The organism is Pseudoalteromonas sp. B62 (genome assembly GCF_037162565.1).
Taxonomy (GTDB): Bacteria; Pseudomonadota; Gammaproteobacteria; order Enterobacterales; family Alteromonadaceae; genus Pseudoalteromonas; species Pseudoalteromonas fuliginea.
This window is the reverse complement of sequence record NZ_JARLVB010000001.1, coordinates 455611-472839: the sequence shown is the minus strand read 5'-3', so window position 1 is coordinate 472839 and position 17229 is coordinate 455611. Positions and strand designations below refer to the sequence as shown.

Genomic DNA, 17229 nt, shown 5'->3' with positions numbered 1-17229 from the left:
ATGGACGCTCCCTTGAAGTCAAGACGAGCTAATGTATAAACATCAAAATTGATGCCTTTATTCTATTATCACGTATCTCATATCACAGTAATGATGCGTCACAAGCTTGCTAAAAAGCAAAGGTACTGACATATATTCGAGCTATGGTGTCATGGTTATCATGCGCCATGCTCCTAATGAACTTCGTACCAAGGGACCTAAAAAATATTCACCCACCTTAAATTTTGCACTTAACCACCGTAATTCCTTCCAAAAAACTAATTAAAACAACACCAAACTCCCACTTTATATTCTGCATAAAATACAGTAATAGATTGAACCAAAATAGGAACTCAGTTATGGTTTGTTTATTAATAAAAACAGATAGAAAACGGGTTAATCTTCAGGCTCGTTATATTTCAATGAAAGGAATCTACGATGAAGCCGTATAAAAATTTATCTACACAAAACTTACCTTTGCTATTGCTAATCACGAGGGTTACAACTGTTTTAGCGCTCATTGCTATTGTCGTATCAATTATTGCCTTTATCACATCTTTCTTCATGAAAACGGGATTTGGGATTAATCAATTGTTTGTTTTATCAACAGCTATATTTCCATCAGCCATGTTTGTTTTATTAGGCTCTGGCGTGGTGGCTGCAATTATCGCTTTTGAAGAGAGTTATCGTAAAAAATCCGAGGCGTATATTGCATCACTTTGAAATCTAAGAACTCGCCCTGAGGTGGATAGCATGCGCTAAAGCTCACTTCCCACCGCAAATTTTAACAGCGGTGAACCCTTACTTTTCAATGAAGTTAAGGAAGTTGATTCGTCTTAAAGCGTACGTGTTTTCCAGTACCTAAATAGGATTCGTATCCGCTTAAATGCCAATGACCTGATGATGGTATTATGAGGTTTTCCTTTGGCTTCTTGCTGCCAACTATAGTGGCCAAGTAACGATGCTTTAGCCCAAAATGAATAGCGCACAGATAATCCTGCCCATTCCACAAACGTTTGTCTTAAAATTTAGAGTTAAGCCCTTTCACCCTAAATAAAAGCCACTCAATCCCCCGTAATTCCTTCCAAAACGGCAATTAAAACAACACCAAACTCCCACGTTATATTCTCTATAAAATACAGTAATTAATTGAATCAAAATAGGAACTCAGCTATGGTTTGTTTATTAAAGAACAAATAAAAAACGGGTTAATCTACAGGCTCGGTATATTTTAAGGATAAAAAATTGAGTCTTGGAAGGTGGGATGACGCAATACTCAAAAGCCTCTTATTTGTGGGAATAGGCATTGCTGTCTCGGCTTTATTTACTGGTTTAGCACCATCATCAGTAAACGACCTTTTAGGGTTGGTTGTTACATTTTTACTATATGTGGGTGTTTATCTGTTTATTTCTATCGTAGGTTGGTTAGTAATTGGGTTTCCACTTCATTTTTTAATAAGCAAATACACAAATCCTTCCTATTTATATTATGCTGCTATACCAATGGCGTTTGTTCTACCGTCCTTGTTTTATAAAGGTTCATTGTTGTTTGGTCTCGCAGCACTATTTCAAGCCTTAATATTTCGTTTTTACGTTTACAAAAAAATATACCAAACGCATCAAACCTGATTCCGCAAGCAGGCCGGTTTTTTGCAAAACACGGCGCAAAAAAGCGTCCAACTTGCTCCGCTGTTTATGCGGGCGTTATAACCCTTTTTAGTGGGGTGGCCGTGTTTAGAGGATTAGGTCAATGGAAAAACTCATTGAAGCCTGCTCACCAAGTTTACTCTCAAACGGGCTAATAACAGCTGGCTATTGTTCGTGCTTCACACATTTCAGCCAACGTTCTTTAGCCGTTTAATGTAAGCATTAGACGATTATCTATTCCATCACTCATAAGGATTACTATGTTAATAGGTCGTGTTTCTGAATTGACTGGAGCAACTCGAAAAGCTATTCGGTACTATGAGTCAATTGGTTTGATAACGCTTCCAAATAGAAAAGGTAGCTACCGTATTTATAGTAATCATGATGTTATGGTTATAAGTATGATTTGTCGTGCTAAAACCCTTGGGTTTAGCCTCGGTGAAATCAAGGATATAGTGTCTAAAAAAACGGAGGAAAAGAAACTTCCTATTGATTTGATTCACCTACTTATAGATAAAAAAATATCACTTTTAAAACAAGAGATTGACGAGATTTTGCTGAAAAATGAGAATTTGAAGCAATTTAAAATAGATTTAGTTAAAGAATTCACTTGACCTTCCCCTCAAGGGAAAGGCTTACAGTTAACTGATAATTAACTCATAGGATGATTTATAGTGAAAAAGCTGAATTTAGAAAACACAAATATATTAATTACAGGCGCATCTTCAGGCATCGGGAAAGAGTTTGCTAAACAACTCGCTAGCAAAGGAGCTAATTTAATCCTAACAGCCAGAACGCATAGCGATCTAATAAGTTTAGCGCAAGAGTTAGAGCGTGAACATAGGAACATTTGGATTAAAACTATTCCCGCCGATTTAAGTGAACTAAATGGCCCTAAAAAATTATTTGAACAAATAAATGATTTAGGCTTGTCAGTTGATTATTTGATTAATAATGCTGGTTTTGGAAAATTTTGTGAGTTTTCTGGTGAGAGTTTTGAAACTTATCATAAAATGTTGATGTTAAATGTTAATGCATTAGTTGAACTTACTCATTTATGTTTGCCTGCAATGGTAAATAAAAATAGCGGCGGAATTATTAATGTAGCATCTATTGGTTCTTTTCAACCTTTACCATACCAGACTGTTTATGGTGCATCTAAAGCTTTTGTATTAAGTTTTTCAGAGGCTCTTACCGGAGAATTATTAGATAAGAATATTCGCGTCATGGCCTTGTGCCCCGGTACTACAGAGTCTCGTTTTATGGAAAATGCTAATGCTGATACATCCAATATGAACTTGGCTCCTGCAAGCAAGGTAGTTAAGTCTGCGCTCGCGGCTTACGAAAAAAATAGAATGTATACAGTATCGGGTAAGATTAATTACGTAGTCTCTTTAATACCTCGATTATTTTCACGTAAAAGGACAGTCAAAATAGTTGTTAGCATGTTTAAGGACAATGTATTGGGAAAAAGCTTAGTTTAAGGTTCATATAACGACATGCCTTGAGGTGGACAGCAAGCATTAAAACTCACTTTCCACCGCAAATTTTAATCGTGGTGAACCCTTGCTTTTCAATACAGTTAAGTAAGTTGATTTATCGTAGGGCGTATGTATTTTTAAACACCTAAACAGTATTCGTATCCACTTAAATGCCAATGATCTGATGATGCTATTATGAGGTTTTCCTTTGCTTCTTGCTGCCAACTATCGTGGCTAAGTAACGATGCTTTAGCGCAAAATGAATAACGCACAGATTATTACTTTGTAAAGACGCTCAATTGTTCTTCAAGCCAAAGCATAAATGCACTTACGCGCTTGGGTAGTTGATGCCTATTTGGGTACAAAATATTGATTGGTAGGTCGGGCATCGCGTATTGAGGCAAAACTTGTATAAGTTCGCCAGATTCAAGGTATTTACTTATACCGTGAATAGGTGATTGAATAAGCCCGAAACCACTCAGTACTGCGCTTAAATATGCCTCTGAGGAGTTAACAGTAAGCTGGCTTTTCATCGTTATTGATTGCAATTGATTATTGCTATCTAAATATTCGAAACCCGGATCAGGGATACCAAGTGTTTGACTGTAGCGAACAATGTAATGATTTTTTAAATCGTTAAGAGTTTTAGGTAAACCATGATTTTTTACATAATAACGGCTTACGCAATTTAAAACTTTAAAGCTGCCCAAACGTCGTGCAATTAACGATGAGTCGGTAAGTTCGCCCACTCTTACTACGCAATCAAATCCTTCTTTAATGACATCTACTCGTCTATCGGAGCTGCCAAGTTCTATTTCAAGATTTGGGTGCATTTTTAAAAACGAACTTAAGTTTGGAATGATGGTATCTCGACTAACAGCTTGTGGCATATCTACACGTATTCGGCCTGTTAAACCTTTATCCTCACTTACAAATAAATTTTTTAAATCGTCAGCGTCGCTGATAATTCCTAGTGCACGTTGATAAAATAGCTCACCGTCTGAAGTCATATTTACAGTGCGTGTAGTACGGTGTAATAAACGCGTATTTAATGTACTTTCAAGCATGGTTACTGCTTGCGATACACTTGACTTAGGAAGATTTAAGCTTGTTGCTGCTTTAGAAAAACTACTGAGTTGCGCTACTTTAATAAAAATACGTATTGCGTTTAGGTCTTTCATAACACTGTTTATTGTTCGTTTATTTTGAACAGTGTAACTCTTTTCAGCCTGTTTATCTTTGTTGCTTGAAAAAATATACTGGCTTGGAAGTTATTTAACTCACCGCTTTTATTTTCAACAGGATATAACAATGAACAAACGAATTGCAGTGATCACCGGTGGTAATCGTGGGCTTGGTAAAAGCACGGTGCTTTGCCTTGCAAAGCAAAATATCGATTGCATTTTTACTTACCGTCGTCATGAAAAAGAAGCAAAAGAGGTTGTAAAGCAAGTACAGGAGCTAGGCTCTAAAGCGGTTGCATTGCAATTAGATGTAAGTGATATGCTCGGCTTTGAGGATTTTGCACAACAACTACAAAATGTCCTGCAGACTCATTGGCAACAAAGTGAGTTTGATTACTTAATTAATAATGCAGGGGTGGGGCTTACTAGCAGTTTTGCAGACACAAGTGAATCAACTTTTGATACGTTAATAAATATTAACTTAAGGGGAGTATTTTTTGTTACCCAAACATTGTTGCCCTTTATAAAAAACGGTGGTCGTATTATTAATTTATCAAGTGGTTTAACGCGTTTTTCATTACCCGGTCATATTACTTATGCAATGACCAAAGGTGCAATAGAAGTAATGACAAGGTATTTAGCTCAAGAACTTGCACCTAAAAATATTACGGTAAATGTTGTAGCCCCTGGTGCAATTGAAACCGACTTTGGTAATGGCGTCGTTCGTGATAACGATGAAGTAAATGCGTTTATTACATCACAAACGGCAATGGGCAGAGTTGGTGTAACAGACGATATAGGGCCTATGATTGCTAACTTATTAGCGGACGAAAACCGTTGGATGACAGGCCAACGACTTGAGGTATCGGGCGGTATGTATATGTAATCATACCAACCGGCATGAATCTTTGAGCAATTTAGTGAATTAAATTTCACTATAGCGTCGTCTAAATTTTTCTTTAGAACAACTATGTACAAAAATTTTTGCCCAGCTCTAGCGTAATCTTCTTAACGTTAAATAGTCCCCATATATAAACAGATTGGTATCACTTATTAAAAAATTATGACTTTAGACAATAAAAAACCGCTCGGTGAGCGGTTTTTTGCATTTTTTACTAAAGGAAATTTAGTTAGAACGTGTAACGAGCACCAATTGAGTAACGAGGACCGTATTGATTAGCAAATAAGAACTGCTCTTCGTAACGTCCGTAACCTTCTTCGGTTGCATTATTTAAGTTTATGCCATCAAAAAATACCGTTACGTTTTCGTTTACATCGTAGTTAACGCTCATATCCCATTGGCCATACGCTTTAGCATATTGCGGAGGCGCATCAGCTGAACCTTGCGCTTGGCCTACACCAATTAGGTATGAGTCGCGCCATGCATAAGTAATTTTAACTGATAGGCCGTCTTTTTCGTAAAAGCCTTGGAAGTTAGCTGAGTCACTTAAGCCTGTAAGTGGTGCTTGTTGATCAAGGCTTTCGCTATCAAATTCAACGTCGCCATCTACAAACGTCGCGTTAACACCAACACCAAAACCGGTTTCACCAATTAAGTGTTGAACAGCTACTTCAAAACCATCTACCGATTTACTGTCGGTGTTTTGTGGTTGGCTAATATTCCATGTAATTAGCGGATCGTCGCTGTTTGGCTCAATAACGCCATTTGCATTGCCGTAACCGCTGGCAATCATTTGTGCAAAAATAGCGTCGGTTGTTGCTTGCTCGCCACGTGATTCAATATCGCTTACGGCTTGTAAGTAACGAGGGCCGTTTAAAACATCGTACAAGCCATCAATAGTGGTTTGCGTAATGGTGGTTTGAATAAAGTTATCAACATCTTTTTTAAAGTAACCAACAGATGCGTAGCTGCCTTCGGCGTAGTAATACTCAAGTGATAAATCAAGGTTTGTTGATTCAAACGGCAATAAGTTTGTATTACCTTGACTACCTGTGCGAGAACCTGGTTTTGGGCTGCCTGTTAAGCTGCGGCCACCGGCTAAATTACCTAGTGGTGCACGCGACATTGTTTTACCCCAAGATACGCGGGCTACTACGTCTTCAGTTAAATCAACACTTACGTCGATTGAAGGCAGTAAAACATCGTAATCACCTTGTTGCTCTAAGAAGTTATCATCGCCGCCAGCAGCGTATTGCATGATCCACTCTGAAGCGCTGATCCAATTAACTTGATCTTCAACGCGTTGACGTACAGTACTGGTTACGTCTGTTTGCTCATAACGTAGGCCTGCATTGACTTTTACGTAGTAGTTACTTACGTCAAATTCCCAGCTTGATTGAACATAAAAGCTATTAGTGATTTCTTCTACGTAGCTTTCGCTGTCAATACCATCCATATAGGCATTAGCTGCGTATGCATCTGAGCCTGTTACATCTGCTGTTAAATAAGCAATTTGGCGTGCAACAGCTTCATCAAAGTCATACGTGTAGTAGTAATTAGGTTGTAAGTCGCTACCGCCGCCAGCAAATTGATCTAAAAGACCCGATGTATCGTGACGGGTAAACATGCTATCTGGGAATATTTCTGTATACGATGGGTTAAAGCCTGGACCACCTACTAAACCACTCCACGCGGTGTAACCACCGGTGTTTTGCTCAGTACGTGATGCGCCAAATTTAACTTTAACTAAACCAATGTCGTAGCTTTCGTTATACCATGTTGTATGTAGCTGTAATTGTTCAATGTTTGATTCACCCGGTGAGTGAGTAAACTGACTAAAGTTTGAATCAATTTCGCCAGGCGTTAATTCACTTGTGCCATTTAACCAATTAACTTGTGCACTGGGTACTTCGCCCGTGCGGTAATCATAAATTTTATTAGCTAGCTGATCAGAACCTAAAATTACTTGGCCTGCACTTCCCAGCCCATTGTCGGCGCCGTTATCAGTCTCATTTTTAGAGTCGTGGTAATCAAGCTCTACGTGCCATGTGTCGTTAATTTCCCAATCAAGATTTAAACCAAGTGAGCGTGCTTTTACTTCTGAAGTTCCTTTATTAGCTGTGAATGACGCATCGTTACCGCTAATATCAGCATAAACAGCTGTACCATTTTCATCTAGTTCGTAGCCATTAATATTGCTACCAAAGTCGTTCCAAATACCCCAACCAATACTCTGAGAACCTGTTACAGCTTTACTTGCAGTGTAATCAAGTGTTGCTACAAAGCCATCTACCGGTGCGTATTGAAAGGTAACTTGTCCGTTTGTTCGTTCACGTTCTACATCTTCAATAGAGTAGTTCATGTCTTTAGGGAGGTAGTAGTTACCTGCAGGGTCTGTGCGGTTATCAACTACGTTGCTGCTATCTAATTCAGGTAAGTCTACGTTTGCCTGCCAGCCTTGAATATTGGCACTTTGTTTTTGAAAGTCACGCTCTTGGTGCGAAAATGAAAAACCAAAACCAAAAGTGTCATCTACAAAAGTATTGCTATAAACCGTAGAAAACTCTGGTGTTACGTCATCGCCAGCTTCGTTTGACGAGTCGTGGTTTGCTTTAACGGTAGCTGAAAAGTTTTGACCCGGCTTTTGAAAAGGGCGCGCAGTAGAAATATTTACCGTTGCACCTAAGCCACCGCTTGGCACGTCTGCACGTGCAGTTTTAAACACTTCAAGGGCACTTACACCTTCAGAGGCGATGTTTTCAAGGTTGTACGAACGTGTATAACCTGTGCCCGGCATTTGGCGACCATTTAAGGTAATTAAGTTAAACTCAGGGCCAAAACCACGCACTGTAATTTGGCTACCTTCACCGTTTGCACGACTTACCGATACACCGGTAATACGTTGTAATGATTCTGCTAAGTTGGTATCTGGGAATTTACCCATTTCTTCAGATGAAATGGCATCTACAATGCCAGAAGAGTCGCGTTTCATATCCATAGAACGAATAAGTGAACCACGAATACCTTTTACTTCAATAATTTCTACATCAGGCTTTGCTGATATGTCTGCTTCTGCAGCGATAGCTGTGTTTAATGTGCTCGCAGCAATGATGAGAGACACAGAAGCCGCAAGTTGGCTCTTTTTAAAATTGAATGTGTTCATAATAGCTCTGCTTTATAAAATGTTGTTCAAGAGTGAAGGTGCTGTGTAATACCAATTTTATTAAAAATATGATCATTCTATCGCATTAAATAACTCACTAACTGAGTTAAATTATTCATATAGAACAACGATATGTCACAATTTCGCCTTGTTATTGTGCTATTTTCTTAGCGCTATAATAGGTCTCTTGTTTAATGCAATTGGTATAAACACCTAGAATTTTGTCAGTGAAATCTTAATTATGGGTTTGAAATTTTTACATTATCAACACGGTATACTGCGCCAGCACCTTGGCCCCAATTAGGAAAAATCATTAATACATCTATTGCACTTACATCTAAACCGGCAGCCGATAAGTCAGAAAGCGTATAAGTATATGTTTGCCATTCGTTTAAAATAGGGGCAATGCCTTCAAGACTTTCAGTAAGTGCGAGCTCTACGGCAGAGTCACCTTCGTTTGATTCAACTTTGAAAAACCATGGGGCATCGGGTGTGCTTGGCATACTCGTAACTTTCATATCAAACGTAATTTGACCAACCGTTATGATAGCGCTTGCATCAAATGCTTCGCCGCTCCCGCCAACAGATGTACGGCTATTAAAGCCCATTACAGTGGGCGTATCGTTTATTGTAAACTCTGCAGTTATACCATGTTGTTCATCATCCATTGCTTCCACTGGCGTAGAGCCGCTACAGCAGTCCCACATTGGCCAATCAAGATTTTGGGTATCAGAGAACACATCAAGTTCAGGGAAATCTTGCGTAACTTTTACATCATCAACTCTATAAACAGCACCATTACCAGTGCCCCAAGCAGGAAAGATCATAACCGCATCAATTGCGCTAATATCTAGGTTTGCAGCAACAAGATCGGTTAATTTAAAGGTGTATGTTTGCCATTGACCTACAACAGGGGCAATACCTTCGACGCTTTGAGTAATAGGCAATTCGGCTGCAGTAGGTGTGTCCCCTGCGCTTTCAAGCTTAATAACCCATGTAGAGTTTGCATCAGCAGGTGCGCTAGTTACTTTCATTTTAAATTGAAAATACCCTTGTGCTAACAGTGGTGTTGCATCGAAAGGTGATGCTACGCCTGCTTCATCAGAAATGTTTGCTGCTCTTGAGATAAAGCCGTTTACAGTTGGGTTTTCACCAACACTAAATTCAACTGTATTACCTTGCTGAGCGTCAGCTACTATTGCAGGAGTTGAACCTCCGCAACAATCCCATGCAGGCCAATTAATATTAAAAGAATCACTAAATATGGTTAATGGAGTAACTCCTCCAGCTATAGGAACTGGTGCCTCACCCTCAAGTAAGGCATCGTTTAAGCTATCGTAACCTGGGCGAATGGTTTCACAACCTTTACCTGTATCAGGGTTCGATGCACATTGATAAACACGTACGTAATCAATAGCAAAGGTTTGGCCGTTTTCAAATGCGCTAGCGTCTACACCTAAATCATTAACGTTTTCAGGCCAGTCGCCGCCTACTGCTAGGTTTAGCAATAAGTGAAAGTCTTTATCAAATGGTGCGCTATCCCAATGCGTTGTAAGTTCGCCAGAACCTTGTTCAAAGTATTCTGCAAACCAACCACGATGTTTTAAGCCCGCAGGCTCATTTTTGGAATTATATAAAACCTCAGATTGACGCTGAGTTGCATAAAGGTAACCATCTACGTACCAGCGAATTTCACCTTCTTGCCATTCAACAGCATACGTGTGGAAATTATCTGCTGGATTAGTATCTTCAGGGAATTTGTATTCTTGCCCTGTGTAGCTGTTATCTGGCCACGCGCGTCCGTAATGAAGGGTGCCGTGGATACTAGACTCTATACCGCCGTCTTCATCTGGTGTTTTAAGGTTTACTGATTCTAAAACATCTATTTCGCCAGAACGAGGCCAAGTGCCGTAAACTTCATCAGTTGGCAGCATCCAAAATGCTGGCCAGCTACCTTGTCCTGATGGAAGTTTGGCGCGCACTTCAAAGCGACCATATGTAAAGTCAGCGTTGTAACGCGTATTTAAGCGCGCTGAAGTGTAAGGTTTTTCTGCACCTTCTTCAGCGGGTAGGGCAACAATGTTTAACACACCGTCTGCAATAAATGCATTTTGCTCGCTGTCGGTGTAACACTGTTTCTCGTTGTTACCACCGCCATCGCAGTTTAATTCATAGTTCCATTTGTTTGTATCAATGGCTGAACCTTCAAACTCGTCGCTCCAAACCATTTGCCAATCTGATACTGGCTCAGAGGCATCTACATTTTCAAAATTTGATTTAGTGGCAGAGTCACCACCACAGCCAGCTAACGTAACTAAAGAGATAGCGGCAAGTAAACGTGTAATGTGCGTTGTTTCAATGTTCATAACTGAACCCCGGTTTCAACAGATTATTGTCAGATTAATTGTTTTTTGAGCTTTGTTCTTCATGCTGTAAGCGCTTACATTATTAACTTGTGTTTTGTAAGCGCTTACAAATGATATTGCGGAGTGGCGAATTGGTCAACTTATTTGTCTAATTTATTTACAATTAGTTTACGGTAAGACCAGTTTACCAATTTGAGACTGTACATAAATTGCATTTTATACACATGGTTACGTTGTTTGTATTTTTTGATGGGAGCAAGAACGGAATATTTTTTACGACTAAAAGTAGGAAAGGACTTAACAATTAAAAGGTTAGTTACAGGTATATTTATAGTATTTAAAGAGTATTTTGTTTATACCAATCTACATAAAAGTAATTCTAAGTGGATTGGTATTGTATGAGATAAAATATGCTTGTTTTTACTTGTTTTTACTTGTTTTTAAAAGGCATTGAAAGTAATCCCCACAACGAGGCATTTTGCTTTTGGCTTGGGTATTCTTTTAAGCCAATATTTATATCTGCGTCGGTTTTTTTAGCTTTACCTTTGTAACTACCAAATAATTTATCCCACCAAATTACACTAAAACCATAGTTTGAGTTAGTTTCGCTAACGACTTGGCTATGATGAATTCGATGCAATATTTGCGTCATTAGTATTAAACGCAGCGGCTTTTCAATGGCATTAGGTAGGCGTATATTTGCATGATTAAATAATGCTAAACCATTAAGTGCTATTTCAAAAATAAGTACCGCAATGGCAGGTACGCCAAGAGCAGTTATTGCAATGAGTTTTATAAGTATGCTCAGTACAATTTCGATAGGGTGAAAGCGCAGCCCTGTACTGGTATCTACGTGTGCATCGGCGTGATGTACACGGTGCAAGCGCCATAATATAGGCACTTGATGAAATAATCTATGCTGCCAATAAATTAATATATCGAGTAAAAGTATGCTCAATATAATAATTAAACTGCTTGGTAGAGCTATTTGATTAAATAAGCCTATGCCGTGCTCTTGATTGTAAAGTGCAACAGCGGTTAGCCCAATGGGAACCACTAAGCGCGCAACAACTGATGAAGCAAACACTAACCCAAAGTTAGCAAACCAACGTGTACTGCTTTTTATTGGTGATTTACGCGCTGGTTTTTGCGCTTCAAGCAGCATCATTATAACTAAAATGCTAAAAAAGAAGCCTAGTCGCCACCATACTTCATTAGTCATTTATTACCTCAGAATTTGAACTGCTAGGCACGTTTTCAGCTGCTTTGTTAGCATCGGCTTCTTGTTGCTTAAGCGTGTGATAACCGCCATGTATACGGGTAAAAATAGTTATGCCACACGCAATAGCAAAAATGCTCGCCATAACCGCAAAGTGCTGCGGCCAAATACAAAATGCAATAAATAGCGCTATTGTTTCAGTGCCTTCGGTTAAGCCGTTTAAGTAGTAAAAGCTTTTATATTTAAATTGCGGTTTTTCGAGTTTAAATTTTTCGGCGGCAATCGCAAAAGCTAAAAAGCTTGAGCCCGTACCAATAAAAGTGGCAAGTAATAAGGAGCCCGCTATCGCGTTTTGCTCAGGGTTTGCCAAAATAAAGCCAAGCGGAATAGCCGCGTAAAATAAAAAGTCGAGTGTGATATCTAAAAAGCCACCCGCGCTTGAACTTTGGTTTGCATAACGTGCTAATGCGCCATCAAGTCCATCTAAAATTCGATTTAAAGCAATGGCCACTAATGCGCCGTACCACATTTCAAACGCCAGTAATGGCACGGCTAATAAGCCAACTAAAAAGCCTACAACAGTGAGCTGATCGGCGGTTATGCCGCGTTTATGCATAAGCATAACCACAGGTGTTAAAAGAGGCTTAATGACAGGGGTGATAAATTTGTCTAGCATGTTTATTGCCTTATGCGTATTAAAGCCACGGATTAAAGTGCGCTATTTAAAGTAATGAGTTTACCATTTGCAGCGTCGGCGTCGCTATGGTCATGAGTTACCATAATTGCAGGTAGCTTATGATCGCGTATTTGGCTAAACACGAGTTCACGTGTATCAACACGCAGTTGGGTGTCGAGTTTGCTAAAGGGTTCGTCGAGTAAAATGGCTTTAGGTTCGCTCAGCAGCATACGTAATAATGCAACACGGGCTTGCTGCCCGCCCGATAAGTTATCGGGGTGACGATTGCCCATATCTTTAAGACCGACTTGCTCAAGTGCGTGTTCTATTTTTTCAATGCGTTGTTTTTTATTACCTTTGGGCATTGCAAAGGCAATGTTACCAGCAACAGTTAAATGCGAAAACAATAAAGCGTCTTGATAAAGCACTCCAATATGGCGCAAGTGTGGAGGGGTGTTATTGATATTTTGGCCATTAAGCCACACCTCTCCATTGGCCTTAAAGCTACTTGGTAAAGTACCCGTAAGCCAATTTAATAAGCTTGATTTACCACTGCCTGATGGGCCCATAATAGTCAGAATTTCACCGCCATTAACTTGCTCGTTTAAGCTAAGTAACAGCTCATTTTGGCGATAAAGCTGACAATTTTTAATCTGTAACGATGACTGCATTAAAAAACCTTAACCCTGATAGTGTTAAACATGGGTGCTTTAAATATGTGCACGTTTAAACACGTGCACTTTTGAAAAATATTTAGGTAAACCCCATGCCAGTATAAATCCAATAAGTGGCAACGCCATTTGCATAATAGCGTACACGGCACTGGTGCGTCTGCTTGCGCCATTGGCAAGCGTAACAGCTTCGGTTGTTATTGTGGCTATGCGCCCGCCGCCAGCTAAAAGCGTGGGGAGGTATTGTCCAAAACTAATTGCTAAGCCCAGCGCGGCTGCAATTAAAATAGGGGCAAACAACTGAGGTAGTTTTACTTTAAAAACACCTTGCATGGCGCTGCGCCTAGGCTTGCTGCAACATGAGCAAAACGAGGATCTAAGCGCCTATAACTGCTCGCAAGTGACAAAAGCACATAAGGCAACACAAACAGTAAATGCGTAAGTACCACATTAAAAAATGCGGCTTGGTTATTTACCAATTGTTGTATCCATACTAGCCCAAACAAAAAGGCAATACTGGGTACTAATAACGGTAAGTAAATAATTAAACTGGTAAAACGAGAAATCGGTTTGTCACTCAATTGCTCTGATTCTAAACACAATAGAGTAAGAATAATGGCAAATAATGTGGTTACTAAACCGATTGCTAGGGTATTAAAAAGCGGGCTGCTCATTTGCATTAGCGCACTTTTAAAATGCAGTAGTGTAAATTGCTCAGGCATTGCATCTGGAAAGCGCCAAAAGCCTGCAACCGACCACATAACTAAACCAATAAGTGACAACATTATAAAGCTAATTACTAATATGGTGAGTACGACCGTTATTTTTTGCCAATAAAATCCGCCGTATTCGCGCACTCCATTAGTGAGGGAGTCGCTAAATAGCACTTTTACGGCCTTTTCTGCGCCAAGCCAAAGGGCTAATAACCCACCTGTAACAGCCAGTTGTAATAAAGCGCCCGCTGAGGCTTTAATGCGCAGGTTTAAATCAACATCGTTAAACCAATGCATTATTGCAACGGCTAACGTGGGTGGTGTATTTGGGCCTAAAATGAGTGGCATTTCTACACTTGCGCTTGCATAGGCAAGCACTGCTAAAAGGGGTAAGCGCAGCAGCGGATAAAGACTTGGCAGTATTACTTTAAAAAGGCGGTCATTGGGCAATAACCCAAGTTAAGCGCAACCTTATGTTGCTGGCGTAATTTTTTGCCAAGCTCAGGTTGAGCAAGTACGCCCAGTGCCATTAATAATAAAAAGGGAAGCTCTTTTAGTGTTAAGCCTAAAATAATACTAATACCGAACGAATCATGCGGAAACATGCCGTTTGGCGCAAGTTCCCAGCCGCTTAACCAAGGCGACGCTAAGCGTGAAATCATACCTGAAGGGGCAATTAAAAACCCTACTGCAATAGCCGCGGCGGCATGAGGTATCACTAATATAGGGCTCAATAAACGCTGAATTCGGTTAAGCCACGGGCTATTAAAAAACGCAGCTAAAATCATTAAGGTAATGATAAATGCAAGCAGAGTACTTATTAAGCCCGTTGCAACGCTTAAGGTAACCATTTGAGTAAGGCCAGGTGTTTGCCAAAGGGCATTAAAACCTTGCAAGCTAAACGTTGTTTGCTCAAGTACGGGCGCATAACCAAAGGCAGGCAGCAATACGCTAATTAAGCCACCAAGTACGGGTAGTATAAGTAAAGCGAGTAAAAATCGCGGGCTAAATTTTACAATGCGCGTAAACATATCGGTGCTGCACTGCGTTGTTGCTTTGGTATTAATCGGTACACTTTTTGAAATAACGCTCATTGGCTTACTCCATAACGGGTTTGCCAACCTTGCATAATGGCGTTTACCCAGCTTGGATGAGGTTCGCTCAATGTGCGTTTAATACTGTTTAAAGGCAGTGCACTTGGATGCGGTTTAGCTGTTTTAAATAAGGCTTGTTGTTCAGGCGTTAACGTTGATTGAATAAGTACGCTTTTATCGCCCCATATATGCGCTTTTTGCTTTTCAGCTTGCGCTTCAGGGCTGAGTAAAAAATTAGCCACTAATTGCGCACTTTGCTGGTGGCTTGCATTGTAAGGGATTGCCACAAAATGGGTATTACTTAAACTGCCATCACTCATTGCATAGCTGCGAATGCTGTTTGGTAAATCATAGCGTTTTACAGCTGCGGGTACTTCAGGTGCTGAAAAAGTAAAGGCTAAACTCAGCTCTGTATCGTCCACAAGGCGGCGCATTTGAGCACCACTTTGCATAAAATGAGTGCCACCACGCCAAAGCGTTGGGTGTAGTTTATCTAAAAAGTCCCACAGTGGGTTTAACACTTGTGTTGTATTTTTAGTTGTAGCTGGTTGGTTTAGCTGCGCTTTAATATTTTCGCTGCTTTGCTGATGCAGTACAACTAAGGCGTATTTTAAAAAGCTCATACCTAAAAAGTCAGGTGGCTTTGGGTAACTAAAGCGACCAGGGTTTTGTGCGCTCCAGTTTAATAATTCGTTTAATGTCGTCGGCAATTTATTGTTTGCCTTACCATTTATTGCAATGCTGTCGTAATAAAACGTAAGTGACGCTTGCCCCCATGGCGCTTCCATCCCATTGGTAGGTAAACCAAAATCAAAGGTTACAGCAGGGTTATTAGCAGCATCGGTTAATGCAAAGTAGGGGAGTTTACTCGCCCATTGCCTTAAAAGCAGAGAGTGCTCACTCATGGTGGCAAAGTTAGCTCCGTTGATCCACATTAAATCTACGCTGCCTTGGTTGTTATTGTTTGCTGATTTTTCGGCAAGTACACGGCTTACTGCTTCGCTGGTGTCACTTAATTTTACATGCACTAGGTTAATGTTGTACTTAGTTTTAACTTGCTGTGCTGCCCATTGAATATAAGCATTTATTTGCGCGTCGCCGCCCCATGCATAAAAGTATACATCTTGATTGCTACCAAGTGCTTGAACTTGTTGCCAGCGAGATCCCTGTTGTGTGTTTATTACTAAATTACTTTTACTATTTGAGTTAATAACGGTATTAGCAAACGCGATGCTCGAAAAAACAGCTGAATTTGCGATTGTACAAACGTAAAACGCGACACAGCAAAAGCTGTATCGCGCCTGTGTTTGCCAAAACTTAATGGCGAACATTTAAATCCCAGTTGTAGTCTAAAAATTTAACTTCCATGTCATCATTTTTAAGTGCTTTTTGCTGAGCTGGTATCAGTTTAAGTGCATCGCTGTATTGCAAGAAAAACTGCTGTAGCGTGTTTGCACCTCGAAAGCCTTTTTCAAAGTCATCGCCGTACCACTTAAATATTGAAGAGAGGCTTAGCGTATTTTCTTGAGCCATATTACGTGTCATATCTGATAAAAAACGCACCGTTTGCTCTTGCAATTGGCTCTCTAAATCAGTGGCTGTATACGCTTCTTCTCGAAGTGCAGGGCAACCAATACTCGCGCAATTTACTGCAAAGTGAATGCGTGGGTCGTTGTATTTCCCGCTGCCACGTATTAAACCATGCTCTATATCATCAAGGCTGCGAGTTTTGCCAAGTAAAGGAATAAACTCTTTACTCCACGGTGAACTAAAAAACTCCCTAACTCTTTGATTGATTTAAGATCTGGATACTTAGTCAATATAAGTTCAACAGTCCATGCGTTATATGCATTGATTAAAAAAGCGAGTTGCTTAGGCTTTTCCCATGCGTCGAATTCGCTTTGCGTTACAGCCGTTAACGAATCTAAATACGTTTTTAGCTGTGCATGCTCACGTTTTATGGCAGCGTAATCAACCTCAGTACTGTGATTATGGTTAATGGCGACAACATGCTTATTTAACAATGCATTCCAGCTATCGTGCATGCTCTGGGCTTGGGCCGAAAATGACGCTGCAAACGATGTTACAACTAAAGCCGAACCAAGTAGTAATGCTTTTAAAGGTGTTTTAAACAT

General features: G+C 40.0%; 11 protein-coding genes and 4 pseudogenes. 4 read left to right on the top strand and 11 right to left on the bottom strand.

Annotated features, from left to right (window positions below):
- The first annotated feature begins 417 nt into the window (after positions 1-417).
- Positions 418-702: a hypothetical protein gene (locus P4S71_RS01935; RefSeq protein ID WP_007377189.1), complete on the top strand. Its 285-nt coding sequence runs from the start codon at positions 418-420 to the stop codon at positions 700-702.
- 35 nt (positions 703-737) lie between these two features.
- Here P4S71_RS01935 and P4S71_RS23020 read toward each other — a convergent pair.
- A pseudogene (locus tag P4S71_RS23020) lies at positions 738-1004 on the bottom strand (IS110 family transposase); the annotation flags it as partial.
- 882 nt (positions 1005-1886) lie between these two features.
- Between P4S71_RS23020 and P4S71_RS01930 the strand changes: the two are divergent.
- Positions 1887-2240, top strand: coding sequence for a MerR family transcriptional regulator (locus tag P4S71_RS01930; protein ID WP_096794380.1), 354 nt, complete (start codon positions 1887-1889; stop codon positions 2238-2240).
- Between the two features lie 60 nt (positions 2241-2300).
- Positions 2301-3110, top strand: coding sequence for an SDR family NAD(P)-dependent oxidoreductase (locus P4S71_RS01925; RefSeq protein ID WP_007377192.1), 810 nt, complete (start codon positions 2301-2303; stop codon positions 3108-3110).
- A 39-nt stretch (positions 3111-3149) separates the two neighbouring features.
- On the opposite strand, the pseudogene P4S71_RS23015 reads toward P4S71_RS01925, so the two are convergent.
- Positions 3150-3382: pseudogene (locus P4S71_RS23015) on the bottom strand (IS110 family transposase); the annotation flags it as partial.
- A gap of 3 nt (positions 3383-3385) precedes the next feature.
- The gene (locus P4S71_RS01915; RefSeq protein ID WP_337149928.1) at positions 3386-4288 is read right to left on the bottom strand and encodes a LysR family transcriptional regulator; all 903 of its coding nucleotides are present in this window, start codon (positions 4286-4288) and stop codon (positions 3386-3388) included.
- Between the two features lie 130 nt (positions 4289-4418).
- Between P4S71_RS01915 and P4S71_RS01910 the strand changes: the two genes are divergently transcribed.
- Positions 4419-5177: an SDR family NAD(P)-dependent oxidoreductase gene (locus P4S71_RS01910; RefSeq protein ID WP_007377195.1), complete on the top strand. Its 759-nt coding sequence runs from the start codon at positions 4419-4421 to the stop codon at positions 5175-5177.
- A 244-nt stretch (positions 5178-5421) separates the two neighbouring features.
- Here P4S71_RS01910 and P4S71_RS01905 read toward each other — a convergent pair whose 3' ends face one another.
- From P4S71_RS01905 to P4S71_RS01870, 8 genes and pseudogenes are all read right to left on the bottom strand, one after another.
- Positions 5422-8355: a TonB-dependent receptor gene (locus P4S71_RS01905; RefSeq protein WP_337149927.1), complete on the bottom strand. Its 2934-nt coding sequence runs from the start codon at positions 8353-8355 to the stop codon at positions 5422-5424.
- 239 nt (positions 8356-8594) lie between these two features.
- Entirely contained in the window at positions 8595-10721 is a 2127-nt protein-coding gene (locus tag P4S71_RS01900) for a family 16 glycosylhydrolase (protein ID WP_337149926.1), read from the bottom strand.
- 430 nt (positions 10722-11151) lie between these two features.
- Positions 11152-11943, bottom strand: a complete 792-nt coding sequence (locus tag P4S71_RS01895) for a sterol desaturase family protein (protein WP_337149925.1) — start codon at positions 11941-11943, stop codon at positions 11152-11154.
- Positions 11936-12616 carry a CDP-alcohol phosphatidyltransferase family protein gene (locus tag P4S71_RS01890; RefSeq protein ID WP_182720929.1) on the bottom strand — a complete coding sequence of 227 codons (681 nt, stop codon included), beginning with the start codon at positions 12614-12616 and terminating at the stop codon, positions 11936-11938. The genes P4S71_RS01895 and P4S71_RS01890 overlap by 8 nt, the downstream gene beginning before the upstream one ends.
- 32 nt (positions 12617-12648) lie before the next feature.
- Positions 12649-13287 (bottom strand): ATP-binding cassette domain-containing protein, encoded by a 639-nt coding sequence (locus P4S71_RS01885; protein WP_337149924.1) that lies wholly within the window; start codon positions 13285-13287, stop codon positions 12649-12651.
- 39 nt (positions 13288-13326) lie between these two features.
- Positions 13327-15094: pseudogene (locus P4S71_RS01880) on the bottom strand (ABC transporter permease).
- Complete coding sequence (locus P4S71_RS01875) at positions 15091-16425, bottom strand: ABC transporter substrate-binding protein (protein ID WP_337149923.1); 1335 nt, start codon at positions 16423-16425, stop codon at positions 15091-15093. The pseudogene P4S71_RS01880 and the gene P4S71_RS01875 overlap by 4 nt, the downstream one beginning before the upstream one ends.
- Positions 16412-17229 (bottom strand): annotated as a pseudogene (locus P4S71_RS01870) (DUF547 domain-containing protein). Before P4S71_RS01870 ends, P4S71_RS01875 begins: the two are co-directional and overlap by 14 nt.